The organism is Bacillus sp. VA15 (genome assembly GCF_055721145.1).
Genome location: NZ_JBVQPQ010000006.1, coordinates 1 through 23,297, shown reverse-complemented (window position 1 = coordinate 23,297; position 23,297 = coordinate 1). Strand labels below are relative to the sequence as shown.

23 protein-coding genes, 1 tRNA gene, 1 rRNA gene and 2 riboswitches are annotated in these 23,297 nt (G+C 41.9%); of the genes, 17 read left to right on the top strand and 8 right to left on the bottom strand.

Going from position 1 to position 23,297, the window contains the following annotated elements:
- Together rhaM and rhaA are read left to right on the top strand one after the other, a co-directional pair.
- Positions 1-315 carry an L-rhamnose mutarotase gene (gene rhaM, locus AC0DBE_RS15315; protein ID WP_061188059.1) on the top strand — a complete coding sequence of 105 codons (315 nt, stop codon included), beginning with the start codon at positions 1-3 and terminating at the stop codon, positions 313-315.
- A gap of 25 nt (positions 316-340) precedes the next feature.
- Positions 341-1,615, top strand: coding sequence for an L-rhamnose isomerase (rhaA, locus tag AC0DBE_RS15310; RefSeq protein WP_472962763.1), 1,275 nt, complete (start codon positions 341-343; stop codon positions 1,613-1,615).
- Between the two features lie 40 nt (positions 1,616-1,655).
- Here the strand turns inward: rhaA and iolU are convergent, their stop codons facing one another.
- A complete protein-coding gene (iolU, locus tag AC0DBE_RS15305) occupies positions 1,656-2,642 on the bottom strand; it encodes a scyllo-inositol 2-dehydrogenase (protein WP_072182198.1) in 987 nt (328 codons plus the stop codon).
- A 180-nt stretch (positions 2,643-2,822) separates the two neighbouring features.
- On the opposite strand from iolU, the gene AC0DBE_RS15300 reads away from it, so the two are divergent.
- The 5 genes from AC0DBE_RS15300 to AC0DBE_RS15280 all read left to right on the top strand — a co-directional run bounded on the left by AC0DBE_RS15300 (position 2,823) and on the right by AC0DBE_RS15280 (position 6,851).
- Entirely contained in the window at positions 2,823-3,989 is a 1,167-nt protein-coding gene (locus AC0DBE_RS15300; RefSeq protein ID WP_014114932.1) for an AI-2E family transporter, read from the top strand.
- Between the two features lie 92 nt (positions 3,990-4,081).
- On the top strand, positions 4,082-4,912 hold the full coding sequence (locus AC0DBE_RS15295) for an undecaprenyl-diphosphate phosphatase (protein WP_072182199.1): 831 nt from the start codon (positions 4,082-4,084) through the stop codon (positions 4,910-4,912).
- Positions 4,913-5,017: 105 nt separating this feature from the next.
- Positions 5,018-5,090 (top strand) — tRNA-Ala (locus AC0DBE_RS15290).
- A 712-nt stretch (positions 5,091-5,802) separates the two neighbouring features.
- Positions 5,803-6,069, top strand: a complete 267-nt coding sequence (locus AC0DBE_RS15285; RefSeq protein WP_014114929.1) for a hypothetical protein — start codon at positions 5,803-5,805, stop codon at positions 6,067-6,069.
- Positions 6,070-6,119: 50 nt separating this feature from the next.
- Positions 6,120-6,851: a putative immunity/bacteriocin fusion bifunctional protein gene (locus tag AC0DBE_RS15280; protein WP_014114928.1), complete on the top strand. Its 732-nt coding sequence runs from the start codon at positions 6,120-6,122 to the stop codon at positions 6,849-6,851.
- Positions 6,852-7,468: 617 nt separating this feature from the next.
- On the opposite strand, the gene cdoA is transcribed toward AC0DBE_RS15280, so the two are convergent.
- Positions 7,469-7,954, bottom strand: a complete 486-nt coding sequence (gene cdoA / locus AC0DBE_RS15275; protein WP_041521051.1) for a cysteine dioxygenase — start codon at positions 7,952-7,954, stop codon at positions 7,469-7,471.
- A gap of 462 nt (positions 7,955-8,416) precedes the next feature.
- On the opposite strand from cdoA, the gene AC0DBE_RS15270 reads away from it, so the two are divergent.
- The 3 genes from AC0DBE_RS15270 to AC0DBE_RS15260 all read left to right on the top strand — a co-directional run bounded on the left by AC0DBE_RS15270 (position 8,417) and on the right by AC0DBE_RS15260 (position 11,332).
- Positions 8,417-9,952 (top strand): MFS transporter, encoded by a 1,536-nt coding sequence (locus AC0DBE_RS15270; RefSeq protein ID WP_061188064.1) that lies wholly within the window; start codon positions 8,417-8,419, stop codon positions 9,950-9,952.
- Positions 9,953-10,111: 159 nt separating this feature from the next.
- Entirely contained in the window at positions 10,112-10,960 is an 849-nt protein-coding gene (gene lytG / locus AC0DBE_RS15265) for an exo-glucosaminidase LytG (RefSeq protein WP_014114924.1), read from the top strand.
- A gap of 108 nt (positions 10,961-11,068) precedes the next feature.
- Positions 11,069-11,332 (top strand): YiaA/YiaB family inner membrane protein, encoded by a 264-nt coding sequence (locus AC0DBE_RS15260; protein WP_003222348.1) that lies wholly within the window; start codon positions 11,069-11,071, stop codon positions 11,330-11,332.
- A gap of 35 nt (positions 11,333-11,367) precedes the next feature.
- Here the strand turns inward: AC0DBE_RS15260 and ktrB are convergent, their stop codons facing one another.
- The 4 genes from ktrB to gbsR all read right to left on the bottom strand — a co-directional run bounded on the left by ktrB (position 11,368) and on the right by gbsR (position 15,041).
- A complete protein-coding gene (ktrB, locus tag AC0DBE_RS15255; protein ID WP_072183347.1) occupies positions 11,368-12,705 on the bottom strand; it encodes a Ktr system potassium transporter KtrB in 1,338 nt (445 codons plus the stop codon).
- A gap of 6 nt (positions 12,706-12,711) precedes the next feature.
- Entirely contained in the window at positions 12,712-13,380 is a 669-nt protein-coding gene (ktrA, locus tag AC0DBE_RS15250) for a potassium uptake protein KtrA (RefSeq protein WP_014114922.1), read from the bottom strand.
- 73 nt (positions 13,381-13,453) lie between these two features.
- A riboswitch (cyclic di-AMP (ydaO/yuaA leader) is annotated at positions 13,454-13,601 on the bottom strand.
- 146 nt (positions 13,602-13,747) lie between these two features.
- Positions 13,748-14,293, bottom strand: coding sequence for a biofilm surface layer hydrophobin BslA (bslA, locus tag AC0DBE_RS15245; RefSeq protein ID WP_003222741.1), 546 nt, complete (start codon positions 14,291-14,293; stop codon positions 13,748-13,750).
- Positions 14,294-14,498: 205 nt separating this feature from the next.
- On the bottom strand, positions 14,499-15,041 hold the full coding sequence (gene gbsR, locus AC0DBE_RS15240; RefSeq protein WP_472962753.1) for a transcriptional regulator GbsR: 543 nt from the start codon (positions 15,039-15,041) through the stop codon (positions 14,499-14,501).
- A gap of 198 nt (positions 15,042-15,239) precedes the next feature.
- Here gbsR and betB point away from each other — a divergent pair, with 198 nt between their 5' ends.
- From betB to AC0DBE_RS15225, 3 genes are all read left to right on the top strand, one after another.
- Complete coding sequence (betB, locus tag AC0DBE_RS15235; protein ID WP_472962751.1) at positions 15,240-16,712, top strand: betaine-aldehyde dehydrogenase; 1,473 nt, start codon at positions 15,240-15,242, stop codon at positions 16,710-16,712.
- Positions 16,713-16,727: 15 nt separating this feature from the next.
- A complete protein-coding gene (gene gbsB, locus AC0DBE_RS15230; protein ID WP_014114919.1) occupies positions 16,728-17,936 on the top strand; it encodes a choline dehydrogenase in 1,209 nt (402 codons plus the stop codon).
- An 84-nt stretch (positions 17,937-18,020) separates the two neighbouring features.
- Entirely contained in the window at positions 18,021-18,602 is a 582-nt protein-coding gene (locus AC0DBE_RS15225; protein ID WP_014114918.1) for an MOSC domain-containing protein, read from the top strand.
- A 5-nt stretch (positions 18,603-18,607) separates the two neighbouring features.
- Here AC0DBE_RS15225 and AC0DBE_RS15220 read toward each other — a convergent pair whose 3' ends face one another.
- Positions 18,608-19,096: a DinB family protein gene (locus AC0DBE_RS15220; protein WP_041521050.1), complete on the bottom strand. Its 489-nt coding sequence runs from the start codon at positions 19,094-19,096 to the stop codon at positions 18,608-18,610.
- 168 nt (positions 19,097-19,264) lie between these two features.
- Between AC0DBE_RS15220 and AC0DBE_RS15215 the strand changes: the two genes are divergently transcribed.
- Genes AC0DBE_RS15215 through AC0DBE_RS15205 form a run of 3 tightly spaced genes read left to right on the top strand, consistent with a single transcriptional unit; the run spans position 19,265 to position 21,885 of the window.
- The gene (locus AC0DBE_RS15215; protein ID WP_041521049.1) at positions 19,265-19,789 is read left to right on the top strand and encodes an NfeD family protein; all 525 of its coding nucleotides are present in this window, start codon (positions 19,265-19,267) and stop codon (positions 19,787-19,789) included.
- Positions 19,790-19,809: 20 nt separating this feature from the next.
- Entirely contained in the window at positions 19,810-21,339 is a 1,530-nt protein-coding gene (gene floT / locus AC0DBE_RS15210; RefSeq protein ID WP_472962749.1) for a flotillin lipid rafts scaffold protein FloT, read from the top strand.
- A gap of 24 nt (positions 21,340-21,363) precedes the next feature.
- Entirely contained in the window at positions 21,364-21,885 is a 522-nt protein-coding gene (locus AC0DBE_RS15205; protein WP_472962747.1) for a GNAT family N-acetyltransferase, read from the top strand.
- Positions 21,886-21,926: 41 nt separating this feature from the next.
- Here the strand turns inward: AC0DBE_RS15205 and thiT are convergent, their stop codons facing one another.
- Complete coding sequence (gene thiT, locus AC0DBE_RS15200; RefSeq protein WP_472962745.1) at positions 21,927-22,505, bottom strand: energy-coupled thiamine transporter ThiT; 579 nt, start codon at positions 22,503-22,505, stop codon at positions 21,927-21,929.
- A gap of 100 nt (positions 22,506-22,605) precedes the next feature.
- Positions 22,606-22,707, bottom strand: a riboswitch (TPP riboswitch).
- Positions 22,708-23,171: 464 nt separating this feature from the next.
- On the opposite strand from thiT, the gene AC0DBE_RS15195 reads away from it, so the two are divergent.
- Positions 23,172-23,297: ribosomal RNA gene (locus AC0DBE_RS15195) — 16S ribosomal RNA — on the top strand; the annotation flags it as partial.

Below are 23,297 nucleotides of genomic sequence, written 5' to 3'. Positions count from 1 at the left end.
TTGATTAGAAAAGCCAGTATCATGTTTGTCCATCAAGACAAGTACGAAGAATACAAACAGCGGCATGATGACATTTGGCCTGAAATGGCAGAAGCACTCAAAGCTCATGGAGCGCACCATTATTCCATTTTTTTAGACGAGGAAACAGGCCGGCTTTTTGCTTATTTAGAAATAGAGGATGAAGAGAAGTGGAGAAAGATGGGAGACACAGAAGTTTGCCGGAGATGGTGGAAATCGATGTCGCCATTAATGAAAACAAATCCAGATTTCAGTCCTGTTTCGATAGATCTTAAGGAAGTTTTTTATTTGGATTAAAAAACTGAAAAAGGGAGAGAGCCGCATGACTATAAAAACCAATTATGACAGTGCAAAACAGGCATATGAAAAATGGGGAATTGATGTTGAAGAGGCGCTTCGGCAATTAGAGCAAGTGCCCATTTCAATCCACTGCTGGCAGGGTGATGACATTGAGGGCTTTGAAGTAAATAAGGGTGAGCTTTCAGGCGGAATTGACGTGACCGGCAATTATCCCGGAAAAGCGCAAACCCCTGAAGAATTAAGAAGAGATTTGGAGAAGGCTCTTTCTCTCATTCCTGGAAAGCACCGCGTAAACCTGCATGCGATATACGCAGAAACAAACGGGGAAGCGGTAGAACGGGACAAATTGAAGCCGCATCATTTTGAAAACTGGGTGAAATGGGCAAAAGACCTCGGTCTCGGTTTAGATTTTAATCCGACCTTGTTTTCGCATGAGAAAGCGGCTGACGGACTCACCCTTTCACACCCCGATCCGACCATCAGGGAATTTTGGATCAGGCATTGCATCGCTTGCCGCCGTATTGGAGAATACTTCGGGAAAGAATTAGGCACACCTTGCTTGACGAATATTTGGATTCCTGACGGCTATAAGGATATCCCGAGTGACAGGCTGACACCGCGTAAAAGACTAAAAGAATCACTTGATCGGATCTTCGCAGAGGAGATCAATGAACAACACAATCTTGATTCGGTCGAGAGCAAGCTGTTCGGGCTTGGTTCTGAATCATATGTTGTCGGATCTCATGAATTTTATTTAGCTTACGCTTTGACGAATCATAAGCTTTGTTTACTTGATACAGGTCATTACCACCCGACTGAAACGGTATCAAACAAGATCTCGTCGATGCTGCTTTACACAGACAAACTCGCCTTGCATGTGTCCCGGCCTGTTCGCTGGGATAGCGATCATGTTGTGGTTTTAGACGATGAATTGAGAGAAATCGCTCTTGAAATTGTACGCAATCAGGCTCTCGAGAAGGTCGCCATCGGCCTGGATTTTTTCGATGCCAGCATTAACCGTGTTGCCGCCTGGACCATTGGAACGAGAAATATGATTAAAGCTTTATTGTATGCATTGCTTCTCCCGACCGGCTATTTAAAACAATTGCAGGAAGAGGGCCGCTATACAGAAAGGCTGGCGCTGATGGAGGAATTCAAAACATATCCTTTCGGGGCCATCTGGGATTCCTACTGTGGGAAAATGGGCGTGCCGGTAAAAGAGGCATGGCTTCATGACATAAAAGAGTATGAACAAGAGGTGCTTTTAAAGAGGAAGGCATCTTCTCCGATTGTCTAATAAAAAAATCCGCCGCGGCATTTGCACGCGGGCGGATTTTTTAGGCTTGATCAGCAGGGTACACAATCCCCATTTGCTTTCTTGCTTCTTCCATGATTTTTGCAGTGATCATTGATCGTTCAAATGTATTTTCTTCAGATTCCTGCTTGTTCTCTTTTATGAGCGTGACAAATTCTTCCGCTTCGTAGAACATCGCCGGTTTAGGATCGTGAATCGAAATGTTTTCCAGACGGCCATCGCGATAGCGGATTTCCACTCGTTCTGGCCGGTGAATCGTATCGATTACAATCGTCCCGTCTTCACCCTGGATTTCCGCCGGGGCATAGGAAGTTGAGATTTTAGAATGCATCAGAACGGCTTCGAACCCGTCGTAAGACAGAATGACGGTTCCTTCCCCATCCACTCCGGAAGATAAAGCGTACCCGTTCGCTTTCACATCCTGCGGCTCACCAAACAGCACGACGGCAGGATAAATACAATAGATTCCGATATCCATTAATGACCCATTGGAAAGCTCAGGCTGAAACGCATTCAAGACGGTACCGTTTCTGAACGCGTCATACCGTGAGGAGTACTGGCAGTAGCTCGCGGTAAATCTGCGGACAGCGCCGATTTTATGTAGGTGGTTTTTCAGCTCTTTAAAATTCGGCAGGAAAGTGGTCTTCATCGCTTCCATGAGGACAACGCCGTTTGCCTTAGCCGCTGAAATCATCTCTTCCGTTTCTTTTGTATTCGAAGCAAACGGCTTTTCGCAAAGCACATGCTTGCCATGGTTCATATAGAGAACGGCTTGTTCCTTGTGAAAGGCATTCGGACTGGCTATGTATACGGCATCAAAGCAATCGCTTGCCGCCATTTCCTGAAGGTCTGAGAAAGTGTGTTCAGCGTTATGTTTAGCAGCAAACTCGGCAGCGCGGTCAGCCGATCTTGAATAAACAGCTGTCAGCTGAAAATCTTCTATCTCCGCTGCTGATTCAAGAAAGCGGTCTGTAATCCAGTTGGTTCCTATTATTGCAAAACGTATCACTCTTATCGCTCCTTTTGCATGATATAGCTAAATTATAGCTTAAAAAGGAGAAAAGCACATGATAGATCAAATCACATTTTTAAAGCAAGGAAGTTTTTCCAGCAATTAACGGTTTTTATTTTTCATTATAGGGACGATAGTGTACAATTTAATTAAACTATATATGACGGAGGAACGATAGTGGAGACGTTGCAAACATGGAGCGGCAGATTCAAGCGATTCTTCTTGGACAATAAGTTTGTTTTATTTTTGCTTGTGCTGCTGCTGATTGGTTTAAATATTCTCGTTTTTACAAAAACATCATTTATTTTCACCCCGATTATTGTTCTTCTCAAAACGATTTCACTGCCGATTATTTTAACAGGCATTGTTTATTATCTGTTAAACCCAGTCGTCGATTTCCTTGAGAGAAGAAGAATTAGAAGAATCTATTCTATTTTGCTGTTATATCTATTGATTATCGGGCTGATCACGATCACGATCGTGTCCATCATTCCCTTTTTAAAAGAACAAATTATGAGTTTGATTGACAACATACCGAGATATGTGGATGTCGTTGAAGATCAGACGAAACAGCTGATCGGCAGTAACTTCGTCAATCAGGCCCAGCAAACAATGAACATCAATATATCTGATCTCGCAACAAAGGTTTCAGATCAGGCAGCGACGATTGTGAACAGCACCTTTACCGGCGTTGGGAATTTTATCGGCGCTCTGACTGAGATTATCATTTCAATCGTTACGGTTCCGTTTATTCTTTTCTATTTATTAAAAGATGGAAAGAAATTGCCGGTCTACATACTAAAGTTTGTGCCGACTCGATTGAAAGAACAGACATACACAGTCTTAAGCGAAATGAATCATCGGTTAAGCTCTTATATCAGAGGCCAGATCATTGTCAGCTTCTGTATCGGCTTTTTGCTGTTTATCGGTTATTTGATAATCGGGCTGGATTATGCTTCATTGCTTGCCGTCATTGCGGCTTGTACAAGCATCGTTCCGTATTTAGGGCCGACGATTGCCATTACGCCAGCGATTATCATCGCCATAGTGACATCGCCGCTCATGCTGCTCAAGCTGGTGATCGTTTGGACCATTGTTCAGCTGATTGAAGGGAAGCTGATTTCGCCGCAAATTATGGGAAAAAACCTTCATATCCACCCAATTACGATTATTTTTCTGCTGTTAACAGCCGGCAAGCTGTTTGGCGTTGTTGGAATCATTCTAGCAATTCCGGGCTATGCAGTTGCCAAAGTCATTACGACACATTTATTTGACTGGTTTAAAATGCGGTCACATTTATACGACGAAGAAAAAAATGAAAATACGTCAGGTCATAAAGTGTGATTTTCGTTTATAGTTATATAAGACGGGCTTTCCATTTATGGAAAGCTCCCGTTGTGTAAAAAAATAAATGTCTAATGGGGAGAATCAAAATCATGACTCTATGGGAATTGTTTGTAGCTGCCATTTTAGGAATCGTAGAAGGATTAACAGAGTACGCGCCGGTTTCTTCGACAGGACATATGATCATAGTAGACGATATCTGGCTTAAATCAAGCAATCTGATGTCAGCAGAAGCTGCTAACTCATTCAAAGTGGTTATTCAGCTAGGCTCCATTTTAGCAGTAGTTATCGTGTTTAAAGATCGGATTTTGAATTTGCTCGGCTTGAAAAAGAATATTACAAGCGACCAAAAGCAGGGACATAAATTAAGCATTGCCCAAATTGCCGTAGGGCTCGTGCCTGCAGCTGTTCTAGGCTTTTTGTTTGAAGATTACATTGATGAATATTTATTTTCCGTAAAAACTGTTGCCTTCGGTTTAATCGCCGGAGCAGTCCTGATGCTTTTTGCTGATTGGGTAAATAAACGGAAAGCAGCGACAGATACCCTCGACCGCATTTCCTATAAGCAGGCGATAGGGGTCGGCTTATTCCAATGTCTTGCCCTTTGGCCTGGTTTCTCGCGTTCCGGTTCAACCATTTCCGGAGGCGTTATTCTTGGTTTGAATCATCGCGCGGCAGCTGACTTTACGTTTATTATGGCAATGCCGATCATGATGGGAGCAAGCTTTCTAAGCCTTGTGAAGCATTGGGACAGCTTAAGCTCGGATCTGATGCCGTTTTTCATCGTCGGCTTTATCTGTGCCTTTGTTGTCGCGCTGTTTGTCGTCCGTTTCTTCCTAAAACTGATTAACAAAATCAAACTCGTCCCATTTGCAATCTATCGAATCATTCTCGGTGTGATTTTACTTTTGATCATGATGTAAGTTAAAAAAAGGCTCTTTTCGGAGCCTTATTTTTTCTGTCGATTTAAGAGGAAACAGCTTGTTTTTCAAAAAAAAATCATCTATAATAAATTTGACGTTACATACGGGGCCATAGCTCAGCTGGGAGAGCGCTACGCTGGCAGCGTAGAGGTCAGGGGTTCGAGCCCCCTTGGCTCCATACTAATAAAGCTTGATTTAAAGCCATTCTTGAGACTTTCAAGGATGGTTTTTTATTTGTTCTAATCTGTATTGGCAACAAAACGGCAACATTTGTGTCTGAGTTTTTAAAGTGGCAATATGGTGTCTCATTTTAAGAAAAAAACGAAAAAAAATAACCCCCATCATAGGAGGTCACAGTTTTATTGATTGCTGCAGGTTATCTATAAGCTTCTTCTTAGTTTTAGACATAATGTGTACATAGGTGTCATAAGTAAAGCTCGATTTTGCATGTCCAAGTCTTTCTGATATCTCTTTAATATCATGTCCGAAATAAAGCATTAGGGAGGCGTGTACGTGTGTTAAATCTTGGAATGTTATCTTAAGGAACCCCAGCCTTTTTCATAAGCTTAGCTTGCTTTCTAAGAACGTTTCTAGCGTTAATTGGATTACCGAGCTCTGTACATATTACTAAGTCCTGATCCTGATAATCGTCTCCAAACTTTTCTTTCTCACTTTCAATTATCTTTTTTTGCTCTCTAAATTGATCTGCTAATTATTCACTAAATTCGATTATCAATTGTGAGAGTAGCGCAGAATTAAGGCCTATTAATATGTGGAATGTCTCAATCTTAAAATAGAAAATAAGTAACGAAGTTATATAGAATTTGATTCTTAATATTCATTTTTTTGGAAAAAGAGTTTGTGTTAACCTAATTAAAGAGGTGATGAAAATGGCAAAAAGAAAATTAACTATCGAACAAATGAAAAAGAATTTCACAACATGGGTTAGAAGTTTACCTCTAATTACGACAGGAATGTCAGTGGTGTTTGTTCTTGGACAACTGTTAATAGGTTATTTAAAAGGCAAGCCAGTATTTACCGTTGAGTTTCTTATTTTCTCAATTGGATTTGTGATCTTTGGAATTGCTTTAGGGTTTACTTTAAAATACTTCTATTCAAAGATTGGAGATGTTTGGATAGATGATAGTAAGGATTAAAATACGTTTTTGCGTATTTTAAATATATTAATGGAAAGGAAGGAAAGCGTATGAAAAGGTTTGTGCTGATGTTTTTAATTGCTATAGTATCTATCATGCCAATAAATACTTTAGCGATTGGCAATGGAAGTAATGCCAAAACAGAATGTACAACTTGTTCGAAAGAGAGAGACAGAGAACAAATCATCGAGGAAATTAAAGATGTTTACAATATCGAAACTGAAGTACTGAGTGAGCAAGAGGTAAAAAATGTAGAGCAAATAGCTCTAGATAAGAAAGAACCGTTTAAAAAGTACATTGAAGAATACAAAAATGCCGGATACAAAAAAGTAGATTTAAAGGATAAGAGTCTTTTATTCAAAGGCGCTCAAATTGACAAAGAAGGTACAAAATCTGATTTAGAATTTGTTTATGGCGCTTATAAAAATGAAGAAGGCGACTCCATAATTTATACTTTGGGTTATAGCAAAGAGACTAAAGAATTTTTTAATTTTAGCTTATTAGGAATACCTAAAGATTTTAGCGGCGATTCTGATGAACTTGATGTATTGATCCAAGATAATGATAACTCTTTTAAAATTTATGGGAAAAATTTAGATGGTCTTCAGGAGGGTGACTTCCACACAAATGGGTTTAGTGTTTGGGGAAAGAACTTTGCCTGTGGAGCGCTAGGTTTATTGGCTTGTGTCAACTATTGTGGGGTTATTGGTTTGATTAATCTTCCAGCTGGTGCAACTTGTGGAGTTGTTTGTGATTTAGCAATGATTGCTGCATGTGCATAGGATATTAGCTTTGAGGGATGTACAAATTGTCTATCCTTTTTTTGGTTTAGTTAGTATGCGGCAGGGGGATATATAGCTTATACATCCTTAAAGTAAATTAATATTCAAATTGTCAACTAATACGGAAATTAGTAAAATTACTCTAAAGGACGAATGGTTCATTCAGACATAAGTCCGAGAGAACGATGATGGAGTAACGGAATGGGATGCCGTCGTATTTGGGCAGTGGTCCATACCGAAATGTCATTTTGCCATTCTGCCAAACATCAATCATGTTATAATGATTTCAACAGCAAGTGCTGCATTTTGCGATGTCAGGCAGAAATAAAAATGGCAACAAAATTTTTAAAAAATCCCGATTATAAAGGATTACGAGAAAGAACTAAAAAGGATTAAAGAGACTATAAAGCTTGATAAATCAACGTTTCAAGGGTATGTCAGAATATCAGAAAGTACGCAAGGATAACGCTGGCAGCGTAGAGGTCAGGGGTTCGAGCCCCCTTGGCTCCATACCTTTAAACCCTTATTCTATAAGGGTTTTTTTGTTTGTGAGGAAAAGGCCATTCGCTGAACCCTTTTGTTGTTCAGAAATCAAAGTAAAGCAGTTCACCTGTAAATCATGAATTTTCCAATACACCCCTTTGTTCCTCAAAGACCGTCATGTCTTCCAAAGGGGGTGAGTAGACATGAAGAGACACCATTCGTTCGGACGTAGGATTGGACATTTTGTGAATTAAACCTTTGGTTGAAATAAGGCATTCTCCTTCGTGGACAAAGTATGAATTAGAGAGTTCTGCGTGTTCGCCGGTTGAGCGATAAATTGAATTAAGAAGCTTTCCTTCTAGCACCATTGCACAACCAATGGATTGGCCATGATCGTGGACTGCTGTCTCCTTGTTTGGGGGAATGTTAATAACGATAATTTCCAATTCGTTGTTTCTATAGATGGCATTTCGGCCGTAAGCGTACTGGTCTGGTTCCTTAATATACGGTTGACTCAATTTTGATGCGTTTGGAATTTGTTTTAAAGAAGTTGCCAAATCTTTAACCGATGGATTTTTCAAGCCGCTAAAAATGTCTTGGATGCACTCATACAGTTCCATTCGTTTTTGCCTCCCGGATTATTTAAAATTGACAAACATTGGTATTTCACAGATTAATTCATGGTATTTACCTATACACAATTTAGAGGCGGCAAACGCCCAGTGAACAAAAAAAATTGTGCGGCCAAATGTTGTCTTATCACCAATTTATTCGAGTTTATTAGTGGGAATAGGGAATTGAAAGGGTTAAAGCCGCCTTGTCTCCAAAATACGATATCGGTCAAAAGCTGTTCAGGCTTTTATTTTTTTGCTTGAAATTTGCGCCATTGACAAATCATAATCGATTTGGAATAATGTTTGAATATATGCTCATTTGTTCACATAATTATAATAAAATAATATCATTTCCCAAGATAGGGAGAGTATTAGAATGAAAGCTAATGGCATGCAAAATCTATTAGCTTCTTTTGTTTTCAAAAAATGATGTGTTTCGTATGTATTCATTTAGGAAGGAATGACAACATGAAGACAAAACACTACTGGGTGATTTCTTTGCTCGCCGTTTTAGCGGTCGGGCCGGGATTGATGTCTAACACGGCATTGTCGTCAGTTCAAGGCCTTGTTCAGAAGACGGTTGGAACAAGTGACTTCACATCGGTGAATCCAATATTGATCGGCAATATGGCCTTTGCTTTATTAGTCCCGGCAGGACCGCTGTTGAGGAAAAAATTCGGTGCCCGTCCAATCTATCTGGCTTCATTACCCGTTTTTATACTTGGCTCACTGCTTTTCGCATTTTCCAGCGATATTGCATGGATGGCGGCAGGGCGCTTTTTACAGGGGGCGGCTACAGGTGTCATGCTGATGATTATGATTCCAATGCTTGTCCTGTCATTTCCGATTGACCGCAGGAACTACGCACTGCTGGTGCTAATCGGGGGATTTTATGGCTCTGTTATCATCGGCACGATTCTGGGAACGATTGCAACAAGCTACGGGCATTGGAGATGGCTGTTTTACATCTTTGGCGCGCTGTCACTGATCGGTGTCGCGGTGAGCTATTTCTTTCTTCATGATGAGCATCATGGATCGGCAGAACAAGAACAGCCGCTAGATCGTGCAGGAATCATTTTATCTGTGTGCCTTGCTGCAGCCTCAGCGGTTACATTCATTTTTCTGCAAAAATGGGGACTTTCATCAGGTTATGTATGGACTGGTTTTGGGATGACGTTATGTTTGCTCCTTGTTCTATTGATTGTGGAATATAAAGTGAGAAATCCTTTCATTTCTATTAAACTGATGCTGCTGCCAAAACCGGTGCTCGGTTTATTCATTATAGCTGCTGGAACGATAACGGTAGCTGTCAGCCTTTCTGCTTTTCAGGGATTGCTCCGTCAAATGTATGATATTTCTCAGGAGCATCTCATTCTTTTAAACTTAACTCTTTTAATCGGAGTGGCGATCGCCGCCATTGTGAGCGCTTTGTTTTATGATAAAGTCGGGCCCGGGGTGCTCGGTATTATAGGTGCTCTTATTCTCGTGTTTGTGAATTTTCAATGGCTGCATATGCAGGATCAATCGTCTCTCTATATGTTTGCAGTGCTGTTTATCATGCTTGCCGCTGGAACGGGACTGACAGTGGCCGCAGGGCTGATGGGAGCTGCTATGGGCGGCCCGCTGCCTGATTTGGTCAAGAGAATGACAGCTGTTCAGTTTTTAAGATTGTTTGTCTATATGGGAGTTCCAATCCTCATCGGCTTTTTCACGAAAAAAGATGCTGCCAGACAAAGCGGTTCGATGCAGGATTCTATGATGACTGCTTATCATGATCTCTTTTTCATTTCTTTTATTCTGAGTGTGCTGCTCGTTTGCCTGTCATTCTGTATGAACGCTACAGGTAAGGGGCACAAGTTGGCACATAAAACGCATGATAAAGCGAAAACAGTTCCGAAAGAACCAGCCGTTTCAACACAAGGACTATCAAAAGCTGCTGTTACATCACATAAAGTGATACATGATACAGAATACCGTAATGTACTCAGAAATTTACAAAAATAGATACACGATCAAAACCTTTTCCTTCAGGGAAAGGTTTTTTGTTTGCAATCTTTTCCCAACTTTGTCCCTAAAGAATTGAAAAATATTAGAAGTGCAAGTAAAATTCTAAAAGGTAGATTCTTTTACATTCGTAATCTTTTAACTCGAAGGAAGGTTTTCATGGCCCGTAAAAAACTGAAAAAACGTAGACTCTTCATTTCACTATTTTTCATTGTATCGATTCCGCTAGCCCTGTTTGTTTTAGCGACAACGTTATCAAAACCGATAGAAACATCCAAAGAACCCGAAGAAATTGATGAACAGCAGGTATTTATAGACAGCCTGTCCGGACATGCACAAATTTTGTATGAGAAATATCATGTCCTCCCCAGCATCACGATCGCTCAGGCCATTCTCGAATCCGACTGGGGGAACAGCGAGCTTGCTGCTCAGGCCAACAACCTTTTTGGCATAAAAGGAAATTATAAAGGCCATCATGTCACGATGGAAACGGACGAATTTGAAAAAGGGAAAAGAAAAACCATTCGAGCGAAGTTTCGAAAATACAGCACGTTTTTTGAATCTATGGATGACCACGCCCAATTGTTTGTCCGCGGCACATCGTGGAATAAAAAGAAGTATAAACCGGTGCTTGAGGCCGGAGATTATAAGGAAGCGGCAACTGCATTGCAAACATCAGGATATGCTACAGACCCTGACTACGCTGATAAAATCAGCGCTATTGTGGAAAAATACGATTTAGATGAGTACGATGAGGTAAATCCATCGCTCAAATCAGTGGATTTAAAAGCCGCCATTAAAGACAGTGCCGTTCAAGACATATGGTCCAAGCCTTCTACTGATGATCGGTCCATAAAGCTCACCTCTGCCCAATCTTACGTCGGCAAAGACATAAAGGTTGTATCTAAAAAGCAGAAAGGCCAGTCCGTATGGTACCAATTTCAAATCAATGATAAACTCATCGGCTGGATTGATGATTCAGCTGTTGAAATAAAGGAAGCAACCTGAGCCCTTTCTCCTGGTATATTTAATTCTTTGTTCCATTCAGGGGAATTTGAGGTATAATATTCCACGGAAGTTATCACTTATTGACTATGCTTTCAGGAGGGAACAAAGGTGCAGAAATATAGACGGAGAAACACGGTTGCCTTTACAGTACTAGCTTATTTCACTTTTTTTGCGGGAGTATTTTTGTTTAGTATCGGACTCTATAATGCTGATAATCTGGAACTCAATGAAAAAGGCTATTACATCGCTGTTATGATACTTGTAGCGGTCGGTGCGATTCTTACACAAAAAGTGACCCGTGATAATGCAGAGGATAACGAAATCATCGCGGAACAGGAAAAAAGACAAAATCAATCTCATATCGAATCATAAAAAATCCGGCGCCTAAATCGCCGGATTTTTTGTTATTACCCCGTAAACACCTCGCCGTCAGGGTAACGAATATTTGATTTCTCTGTTTTCGCAAATGAAAACACGAACGTCAAAGGACCAATTCTTCCGATGAACATGATGACAATAATGATACATTTCCCCGCTTCTGTAAGTTCAGGAGTCAATCCCATCGATAAACCGACAGTTCCGAATGCGGAAAAAGTTTCAAACACAATTTGAATAAACGGCGCTTGCTCTGTGATCGTCAGGGCGAATATCCCTAAAAACACGATGAACAAACCGGTGACGCTCACAGCTAAAGCTTTAATGATAATCGGATATTTGATGGAGCGGCGGAAAATAACCGTTTCTTTTTTACCTCGCAAATAAGCGATCACAGACATTAAAATCACGATGAACGTAGTCAGCTTAATGCCGCTCGCCGTTGAAGCACTGCCTGCTCCGATAAACATTAATAATAAAGTAAATACAATCGTTCCTTCTCTCATACTTCCAATATCAAGAGAATTGAAGCCAGCGGTTCTTGGCGTCACAGCTTGAAAATAGGAAGCCCATAGTTTATCTCCTATATGCAGGTGGCCGAGCGTGCCGGGATTGCTGTACTCTAAAATAAAGATCACAAGCATAGCGACCGCATTCAGAATCAGGGTTCCTGTCAGCATGATTTTCGTATGTAGAGAAAAGGCTTTAAATCGCCGATTTTTCATAATGTCAAACAGAACGGTAAATCCGATTCCTCCTGTGATAAATAAGAAAGTAATCACTAGGTTAACTGTAGGATCGCCAACGTAGCTCATCAAATTATCCGGCCACAACGAAAACCCGGCATTGTTAAAAGCAGATATTGAGTGAAACAGACTGGCAAACAAGCCGGATGCCCAACCATACTGGGGCACAAGCCTGATGGATAAGATGAGTGCTGCTATCAACTCAATACTGATGGAAAACAGAAACAGGACTTTGACAAGGCCTATGACGCCGCCGATTGTCGGCTGGTTTAAGGCTTCCTGAACCAGCATTCGTTCTTTTAATCCGATTTTTTTCCCTAATATCATGACGATCAAAACAGCAAAAGTCATAAATCCAAGCCCGCCGATCTGAATCAGCCCCATGATGACAGTTTGCCCGAAAAGTGTAAATTCTGTACCGGTATCGACAACTGCAAGCCCTGTAACAGTTGTAGCCGAAGCTGCAGTAAAAAGGGCATCTATCCATGACAATGGCTTCATTGTAGAAATCGGAAGCTTTAACAGCACAGCCCCGATGATAATGGTAAGAAAAAAACCAATTGCAAGCACTTGAGGCGGTGTAAAACGAACCCATTTGATCACTTTATCCTTTTGAAGTGTCACCTATGTCTACATCCCTTCGTTTTCAAAACGTTTAATATCCTTTTTGTGCCCCATGATCACCAGGCAATCCTGTTCGTGTATGATGTCTTCAGGTGCTGGAGAAAGACGGATATCTCCATGATGTTTAATGGCCAGGATCGTGCAGCCGTACTTCGCTCTTACATTCAGATCAATAATCGATTTTGAATCAAGCTTGTGTGTTGCCAGCAGCTCGACAATACTGTAATCATCAGATAAATCAATGTAATTCAAAACGTTCTCATCAGAAAGGCTTTGTGCGATCTTGACGCCCATATCCTTTTCAGGATGAATAATGCGGTCAGCGCCGATTTTTTCAAGCACCTTATGATGATAATGGTTTTGAGCCTTCACCCAAATATGTGGAATGTTAAACTCCTTTAATAATAGGGTGGTCAGGGTACTCGCTTGAATATTCGCTCCGATTGCAACGATCACATATTCAAAATTGCGTATTCCTAACGATAGCAATTCGTTTTCTTCGGTGGCGTTGGCGATCACCGCATGAGTTGCGTAAGAAGCGTATGCATTTACCTTTTCTTCGTTGATATCAATCGCAAGGACCTCATGGCCCATTCTGTGAAGCTCTTTGCAAATGCTTCCACCAAACCTGCCCAGTCCGATCACGGCAAATTGCTTATTTTTTATTCTTCCCAATGTTCATAACTCCCTTAGTTAAATTAACGTTTTTGAAGCAAAAAAGACCATTTCGAAGAATGGCCGCTAATAGACCTCCTCTCTGTAAACGCCTACGAGGTTAGCTGTCGGATTAGGGATTCAGAGTACCCCCTCTTACTTAGTAAGATTCACCCCAAGGCTGTTAAAAAACAGCCAATCGTTGGTTCCCCCGTTCGTATTTGATTAAGCGGTAAAAGAGACTGTATGAAATTGAACACTCAAGAATTTACTCCTGTTTCTAGAGTTTGTCAATTTAAATTTTAAACTAGAAAAAGATAACTGGAAAAAGAGGAAAAAGGGGAGGTCAAAAAAAGTAAAAAAGACCGGCGTTAACCGGTCTTTTAGATTAGTTGCAGCCGCATGGCTGAGTCGGAGGAGTGCTGCGCTTAGCCACGTCAATGCTGGCTTCTGCGTAAAATTTATTTCCGATGCTCAATGATTTATTCTCCGCACGGAAAGTATATGTACCTGCGGCAGGAAGTGTTTTGTTATTCAGTTTTAATTTGAACTCGCCAGCTCCTAACAAATCAAGTGCCAGAGGGATTCTTACTGTTTTCCCGTTATTGAGGATCTGTGTTTCACGCAACGCACGTCCGTTCATTGTGTCTTTCGTATTTGCAGTAAATCCGCTTGGCAATGTAAATTCCATAACGCCAAGGCTGAGAAGCGTATTTGGACGATACGTCAATTCGATATCTGAGAAAGACCATTCAGTTTTGCTGGCCCCTGTAATTGTTGCGAACAATGAAGCTGTTGACTGTGTTTTCATAGTAGACTCAGTATGAGCGGAAGTTGATTTAGATTCAGCCGCGAAAGAAGCTGAAGGTGCTGAAACGAGTAAACCGAGACTTAATGCACTGATTGCCAAAGAAGATAATAATTTGCGTTTCATAATAAAATTCCCCCTAAAAAGTTATAAAATATACAGGCCTGCCCGCTTTTCACCTCCTCTGAACGGCCAAATACAAATTTTACCTACATAAAATTACCATCAAATATTTTGGAAGTAAATGGGGTGTTTTTCCCGTATTTTTCAAATTTGTAGTAATTACATATAAAAGAACAAAAAAACGCCCGGTTTCCCAGGCGTTTCTGTTTTACTTTGTTTCAATCGGTATAAATTTAAAAATTTCCCCGCTCTGCACCGATTCAGCAAGCCGTTTCAGCCAATCATAGTAAGCTTTAGAGCTTTCCAGCTGCTCGTATAACTGCAGTGCTTCATTTTTGATGTCCTCACTGAGACTGTCTTTGTTTAAAACCTCTTGTAAATCAGCCTGAGCTTCTTCAATTGCTGCTACATTTACCTGAACTTCCCGTTCCCATTTGGGCGGAAAGAAATTTGTGAAAAATTTGAAGAAATCTTTTTCAGCTACAAATGTATGCTTGCGGATGCCCCGGTGAAATGTTTTTTTCACTACATTTAAGTCCTGAAGCTTTTTGACGCCTGTGCTCATGCTTGGCTTGCTCATTTGCAATTCCTCACGCATTTCGTCAAGCGTCATCTCATCCTTCATATACATCGTCCCATATAGAATCCCGACACTGCGGGTAATTCCGTAAAGATCCATCGTTTCAGCAATGGAGTCGATAACAAGATCCCGAGCCTGTTCTATAGCTGCAAATTCTGGATTTTCATCCATACTGACCCTCTTTTCCTTTAGAAAATTAAATTCGTTAAGTTATTTCTTTATGTTCTTTATCTTAACGAAACATAAAGAAATGTCAAAAAGAAAAATCAAAATGGGGCTTTGACAGTTTAAAATTCGTATGTTAGATTAAGGTTGTTAAAAACATTAAATTTTTATTTAACAAACTTTATTTACGTCAAGGAGGCTTATATGAGTCAAACATTATATATTGACGGAGAATGGATCAGTGCCGAAAAAGAGCAGATCCGCAGCATTATCAACCCATTTAATCAAGAAGAAATTGCAACCGTAAGCGAAGGAGGTCGAGAGGACGCCATCAAGGCAATCGCAGCCGCGCGAAGAGCATTTGACAAAGGAGAATGGTCATCTCTATCGGGGCTTGAACGCGGGAAGATTGTTCTGAAAATTGCGGAATTAATCAGGCGCGACCTTGATGAACTGGCTGAGCTTGAATCGCTTGATACTGGAAAAACACTCGAAGAAAGCAAGGCGGATATGGACGATATCGCCAATGTTTTTCAATATTACGCCGGATTGGCAGATAAAGATGGCGGAGAGATCATTTCATCTCCGATCCCTGATTCAGAAAGCAAAATCATCAGAGAGCCAATCGGGGTTTGCGGCCAGATTACGCCGTGGAATTATCCGCTCCTGCAAGCGAGCTGGAAAATCGCACCCGCACTGGCTGCAGGAAATACTATCGTCATGAAACCAAGTGAGATCACGCCGCTGACGACAATCAAAGTCTTTAAGCTGATGGAAGAAGCCGGTGTTCCAAAAGGTGTCGCAAATCTTGTTCTTGGACCGGGAGCCACAGTGGGCGACGAGCTTGCCGTAAACAAAGACGTCGATTTGATTTCGTTTACGGGTGGAATCGAAACAGGCAAAAAAATCATGCGGGCAGCAAGCGGAAACGTCAAAAAAATCGCACTTGAACTTGGCGGAAAAAATCCAAATATCGTTTTCAAGGACGCAGATCTAGAGGTTGCGGTCGATCAGGCATTAAACGCTGTATTTTTCCACGCCGGCCAAGTATGCTCAGCTGGTTCCCGCTTGCTTGTTGAAGATGCCATTCACGATCAATTTTTAGCAGAGCTTGTCAAACGGACAAAACGCATAAAACTCGGAAATGGTTTTCACGCAGATACAGAAAGCGGCCCGCTTATTTCGGCAGAGCACAGGGCAAAAGTAGAAAAATATGTAGAGATCGGAATAGAAGAAGGTGCGAAACTGGAGACAGGAGGCAAGCGTCCGGAAGACCATGCGCTTCAAAAAGGCTTTTTCTATGAACCTACTATTTTCTCAAACTGTAAATCTGACATGAGAATCGTTCAAGAAGAGGTTTTCGGTCCTGTATTGACAGTCGAAACCTTCAGCTCGGAAGAAGAGGTTATCGCGCTTGCGAATGATACCATCTATGGCTTGGCCGGAGCGGTATGGTCAAAAGATATTGAAAAGTGCGAACGCGTAGCAGCCCGCTTGAGAATGGGGACAGTTTGGATTAACGATTTCCATCCGTACTTTGCACAGGCGCCATGGGGCGGCTATAAGCAATCCGGGTTCGGACGCGAGCTTGGAAAAATAGGTCTTGAAGAATACACAGAAGTCAAACATGTGTATCGCAATACAAAACCGGCAGCGGTTAATTGGTTCAATTCATAAGAGGGGGAGTTAATGATGACATTAAATATGAAAATAGAAAGCATGCACAAATTCCATACATTTGAAATTCCGACTGTGATTAAGCACGGAATCGGAGCAGTCAAGAATACGGGTGAAGAAGTAGCTGCGCTTGGCGTTTCAAAAGCACTCCTTGTCACAGACCCTGGAATTTATAAAGCCGGCGTCGTAGATCCTGTTATCGAATCACTTAAAGAAGCAGGCATTGAAGTGGTGCTCTTTAATAAAGTAGAGCCAAACCCGCCTGTCCGTCTGGTGAATGAAGGGTCTGAGCTGTACAAAAAAGAGAACTGTAATGGTTTGGTGGCAGTCGGAGGCGGAAGCTCCATGGATACTGCAAAAGCAATCGGAGTAGAAGCCACTCACGAAGGAAGCGTGCTGGATTATGAAGCGGCAGATGGGAAAAAACCGCTGGAAAACCGTATTCCTCCGCTGACGACAATTCCGACAACGGCTGGAACAGGATCAGAAGTAACCCAATGGGCGGTTATCACAGATGAAGATAGAGAATTCAAATTCAACACGGGCGGTCCGCTGATCGCAGCGCACCTGACCATCATTGATCCGGAGCTTCATGTTTCAATGCCTCCGCATGTAACAGCCATGACGGGAATTGATGCGCTTGCTCATGCCATTGAGTGCTATACAATGAAATTTGCGCAGCCAATCACGGATGCAGTTGCCTTGATGGCGATTGAATATGCCGCTCATTACATTAAAAGAGCATTTGCTGACGGAGAGGATCTGGAAGCAAGATACGGAATGGCGCAGGCTGCGATGCTTGCAGGTCTTTCTTACGGCAGTGAATCAGCGGGCGCGGCTCATGCGATGAGCCAAACGCTTGGCGGTATTATCCCAGTCGCTCACGGTCAATGTGTGGCTGCGATGATGGGACCTGTCATGGAGTACAACTGGAAGGGCTACCCTGAGAAATTTGCACGTATTGCGAAAGCGTTCGGTATTGATACAAGCAATATGACAACAGAAGAAGCTGCGAAAGCATCTGTCAATTGGATGTATGACCTGGTCGAAGACTTAGAAGTACCGACTTTAGAAGAGCAGGGAGTATCACCTGATATGATCGAACGTTTGTCAAAAGAAGCGATGAAAGATCCGCAAACCTTCGGAAACCCTAGAGATTTAAATGAAAAAGCATACAATTGGATCTACAAGCGCTGCTTTAACCTTACACCTAAAACGGTATAACTACATGTCCCGCTCCTTTACAGAGCGGGATTTTTTTGGATAATAAAGCATAGATGGAAATTTTAGAGAAGGAAGGTGCTGCTGATGTGGAAGCGTATAACCGCAAAAACGGAAGGTGTATATATCGCAGATACAGAAAGCTTCGTAACAAAGCAAATGGACAAGCTAGATTTTGATTATGGCGGCATCCCCGGCGACTTGCATTTTGGCCTGACCAAAAAAGCGGGAGCCAGAGAACCGATGTTTTCAAGAGGGACTGAAATTTTTAACCGGAGACAAATTTCTATTGTTTCAATAGAGGAATGTGATGAAATTGCTTTAAAAATGGGAGTGCCGAGCATTTTGCCGGAATGGCTCGGGGCGAATGTGGCAGTCAGCGGCATACCTGATCTTACTTCATTAAAAGAAGGAAGCCGGCTCATTTTTCCAAGCGGAGCCGCTTTGCTGTGTGAGGGAGAAAATGATCCGTGTATTCAGCCGGGAGAAGTCATTCAGTCTTATTATCCGGACAAGTCAAAGCTGGCACCGGCTTTTGTCCGTCATGCACTGGGCATAAGAGGGATTGTGTGCATTGTTGAGAGACCCGGAGCTGTTTACGCAGGTGATGAAATAGAAGTTCATTCCTATCAGCGGAAAGTCAAACCACGAAAAGCAGAAAGGGTCTGATCAAATCAGGCCCTTTCTATCTTCTCTTTAATTTCTTTAATCTGGCTGAGATGCCGTTTTTCATGGTGGCCGATAAAATCGATCCACTGTCTGACAGTCAGCTCTTGAAACACAGGATGCGGAAGCACTCTCTCAAAATCTTCTTCTTTCAGAGAGGCAATTGCAGCAGTCAGCTGCTCTCTCACCACATCAAGCTCGCGTTTCATTTGGCTGCCTGAAATAAAATCATGCTCAGGCTCAAGATGACTCGGAGCTTTCCGTTTATTATTTCTATCCTGTGCTACCTCAAGCGGTTTTTCTTCAACTTCTTTAACAGGAGCTTCCTTTACACGTTCCTTCAGCATTTTTTGTGCGGCCATATCGATTTTTTTCAAATGGTCAAGCACTTCCCGTATGCTCCATTCTTCAGCAGAGGGCTTTTGATTCAGCTTTTCGTCAGAAAGTCCTTTTACTTCGTTCCACGTTTCTAATCTAGCTTCATTAAAGATACTCATCATATCTCCTCCTAAAATGACATTACCATATATATAAGCAATTATCATTTATCAAGCACTTCAAAATGGGTTATTTATCTTAAAATTTTGAAACCTTTTACATTGTATCTCGTATAAATGGTAACGGCGGCCGTTCATCAATGCATTGGTGAAGAAAGGATGAGGGAATTGGAGTTATTTGGCGTTCCTATACAAACGATTTATCTTTATACGCTTATTATTGCGGGCAGTCTTACGCTGTTATTTCTATTTTTCGGAGACGTATTTGCAGGGCTGTCAGAAGGCATTCCTTTTCTTAATCCGACATTGGTGCTCGCATTTTTTACATGTTTTTCAGCAGGCGGATATATAGGCGAGCTCATATTGCCCATGTCGAGCCTGTTGATCGCGCTTTTATCTTGCATCCTTTCGATCATGCTGGTGGTATTGCTTCACATCTTTGTACTGGTCCCATTATCATCCGCAGAAGAATCATTGGCTTATAAAGAAGATGATCTAAGAGGAAGAGTTGGTAAAGTGATTACAGCTGTTCCTGTTGATGGGTATGGTGAAGTGGTCATTGAAGGGATAGGCGGTACCATCTCAAAGTCAGCGGTCAGTTTTGATAATCAGCAGATCAGTTACGGAACAGCTGTTTTGATCGTGGATGTTAACAACGGAGTTCTTTCGGTCACTCCGCATGAACCTATTTAAAACACAAGGAGGAATGTGATATGACAATGCCGATTATAATTGTCATCGGAGTTGTATTCTTTTTATTAATTGCACTTATAGCCGTGTTTATCACAAAGTATCGTACGGCAGGGCCTGATGAAGCGTTAATCGTAACGGGGAGCTATCTGGGCAATAAAAATGTTCATGTCGATGAAGGCGGCAATCGTCTTAAAATCGTCCGCGGCGGAGGAACCTTTGTCTTTCCCGTCTTCCAGCAGGCAGAGCCGCTAAGCCTATTATCAAGCAAACTTGATGTATCGACACCTGAAGTCTATACAGAACAAGGAGTGCCCGTAATGGCCGATGGAACTGCGATTATTAAAATCGGCGGTTCTATAGGAGAAATCGCTACAGCAGCCGAACAATTTTTAGGAAAATCAAAAGACGACCGCGAGCAGGAAGCGCGGGAGGTTTTAGAAGGCCACCTTCGTTCCATTCTCGGCTCAATGACAGTCGAAGAAATCTATAAAAACAGAGAAAAATTCTCTCAAGAGGTACAGCGTGTTGCTTCACAGGATCTCGCAAAAATGGGGCTTGTGATTGTCTCCTTTACCATTAAAGATGTACGTGATAAAAACGGTTATCTTGAATCATTAGGGAAACCGAGAATTGCCCAGGTAAAACGGGATGCTGATATCGCAACAGCAGAGGCTGATAAAGAAACCCGAATTAAGCGGGCAGAAGCCGATAAAGATGCAAAAAAATCAGAACTTGAACGGGCAACGGAAATCGCTGAAGCTGAAAAAATCAATCAGCTCAAAATGGCTGAATATCGCAGAGAACAAGATACGGCAAAAGCGAATGCCGACCAGGCATATGATCTAGAGACTGCCAAGGCGCGCCAGCATGTCACAGAGCAGGAAATGCAGGTTAAAATTATCGAACGCCAAAAACAAATAGAATTAGAAGAAAAAGAAATTCTTCGCCGTGAACGTCAATATGACTCAGAAGTAAAGAAAAAAGCCGATGCAGACCGTTATTCAGTCGAGCAGTCCGCAGCAGCTGAGAAAGCCAAACAGCTCGCGGAAGCCGATGCCAAGAAGTACAGTATTGAAGCAATGGCGAGGGCTGAGGCGGAAAAAGTCAGAATTGACGGGCTAGCAAAAGCAGAAGCTGAAAAAGCAAAAGGGGAAACAGAAGCAGAGGTTATCCGTCTAAAAGGTCTGGCAGAAGCGGAAGCAAAAGAGAAAATTGCGGCTGCCTTTGAACAGTATGGGCAGGCAGCGATTTTCGATATGATCGTAAAAATGCTACCGGAATACGCGAAACAAGCAGCGGCACCTCTTTCAAATATTGATAAAATCACAGTTGTTGATACAGGAGGAAGCGGTGAATCAAGCGGCGCTAACAAAGTAACCAGCTATGCGACGAACTTAATGTCAAGCCTGCAAGAAAGCTTAAAAGCATCGTCGGGAATTGACGTGAAAGAAATGATTGAGAACTTTTCAGGAAAAGGAAATGTAAAACAAAGCATTACCGAATTAACAAATGAAATAAAAGAAGCGAAAACGGTCCAAAAACCAGAATAATGACTAAGGAAAGGATCCCAGCTGATGGCAACTGTACGAGAAGCAAAGTTAGAGGATATAAAGGACATTGCAAAAGTGCATGTAGACAGCTGGAGGACAACATATCAAGGAATTGTCCCGGCTGAATACTTAAACAGTCTGAACTACAAGGAATTTGAAGGCAAATGGAAAAGCCACTCGTTAAAAGGTGTATTTGTGGTTCACGATGAAAAAGGTTCAATATTCGGCTTTGCTTCATTTGGACCTATTCGCTCTAAACAAGAAGGCTATGACGGCGAGCTGTACGCTATTTACCTTTTAGAAGAGCATCAGCGGCAAGGTGCAGGCAGAGCGCTCTTAGCAAAAGGAGCAGAGTTTTTGCTTCAACATGGCTTTTCAAGTATGTTTGCTTGGGTCATTCAGAAGAACCCCTCGATTACATTTTATCAGGCCTATACACCTGAAAGAGTAGCGGAGGACAACTTTGAAATTGCGGGAGAAAGGCTGAAAGAAGTAGGGTTTGGCTGGCCGGATCTTTCTGCTTTGAAAACAGTTCTTAATAGATAACAAAAAACAACCCCCAGCGGATTACGCTGGGGGTTGTCAAGTTAAGCTTTGTCAGTTTTGAGCAAACGGGGTGCTGTCATAAATAATAAACAAAGGACAATTGCACAGATGATGAATGAAGGAACCATATAAGTAGCATTATAAGTTAAAGAATAAATCCATACCGGCGTTCCTTTTGGAGCGTAGCTGCCGAAAAACACTGCCCCTGAAATGACATGCGCGGCATAGCGCAGGAAACTGCCGATAAAAACTGCGCTGACCACTGAAACAATCAATTTCCCTTTTGTTTTGGATGCAGCGGCTTTCCGGACAGAATAAGCGAAACATCCGCTTATTCCGATAGCTGCGAACGCGACAATGTAATCTAACAATAGCTGTATAGGATGTTGTGCGAATAAGTTTCCGATTGCGATTTGAACCAGACCTGTCAGCAGGCCGGTAGTAAGGCCTGCTTTAACACCCCACCGAAACGAAATCAAAAAGATCGGAATCATCATGATGGAGACCGAGCCTCCTTGAGGCATCCTAAGAAACATTCCTGAGACGATGTCTAGAATAACAGCAGCCGCAGTCATAATTGCTATTTCAATAAGGCGAACCAGTTGCTTAGATTGATTCATAAAAATCCCCTTCCATTGATAGACCATCCAAAAGGACAACAAAAAAGCAGCACGCGGAAGGATGAGAAAAGTTCCACGCACTGCTTTACGATCTGCAATTCATTTGACTTTGCCACATCCCTACGCCAGCGTTAACTAACAGGTTCAAAGGGTCAGAACGAAACCGCTCACTCTCAGCTTTAATGCTCCCCTTGTGGTCATCAGTATTTAGTTCGTTTCTACTATACAAGAAAACGAAAAAAACAACAAGATCACAAGACTGATGTATATGTTCTTTTAAGAAAGTTATATGATAATACTCTTAAGAAAGCATAACGAGGATTATAGTTTATTTGTTTTGTAGATTTTTTTAAAAAAACTATTGCAATAAATAAATACAGGTGTTATATTATTAAACGTCGCTGATGCACAGCGGACACAAACAAGAAGCTTCAAAACAACTTGAAAAAAGTTGTTGACAAAAAAGAAGCTGAATGTTATATTAGTAAAGCTGCTTCGTTGAGGAGCGGTGAAATGATCTTTGAAAACTAAACAAGACAAAACGTACCTGTTAATTCATTTTTATAAATCGCACAGCGATGTGCGTAGTCAGTCAAACTAGGGCCTGCGCGAAGTAGGTCACACAGGTGTCGCCGCAGGATGCGGTGAACTTAACCTGTGATCCATTTATCGGAGAGTTTGATCCTGGCTCAGGACGAACGCTGGCGGCGTGCCTAATACATGCAAGTCGAGCGGACAGATGGGAGCTTGCTCCCTGATGTTAGCGGCGGACGGGTGAGTAACACGTGGGTA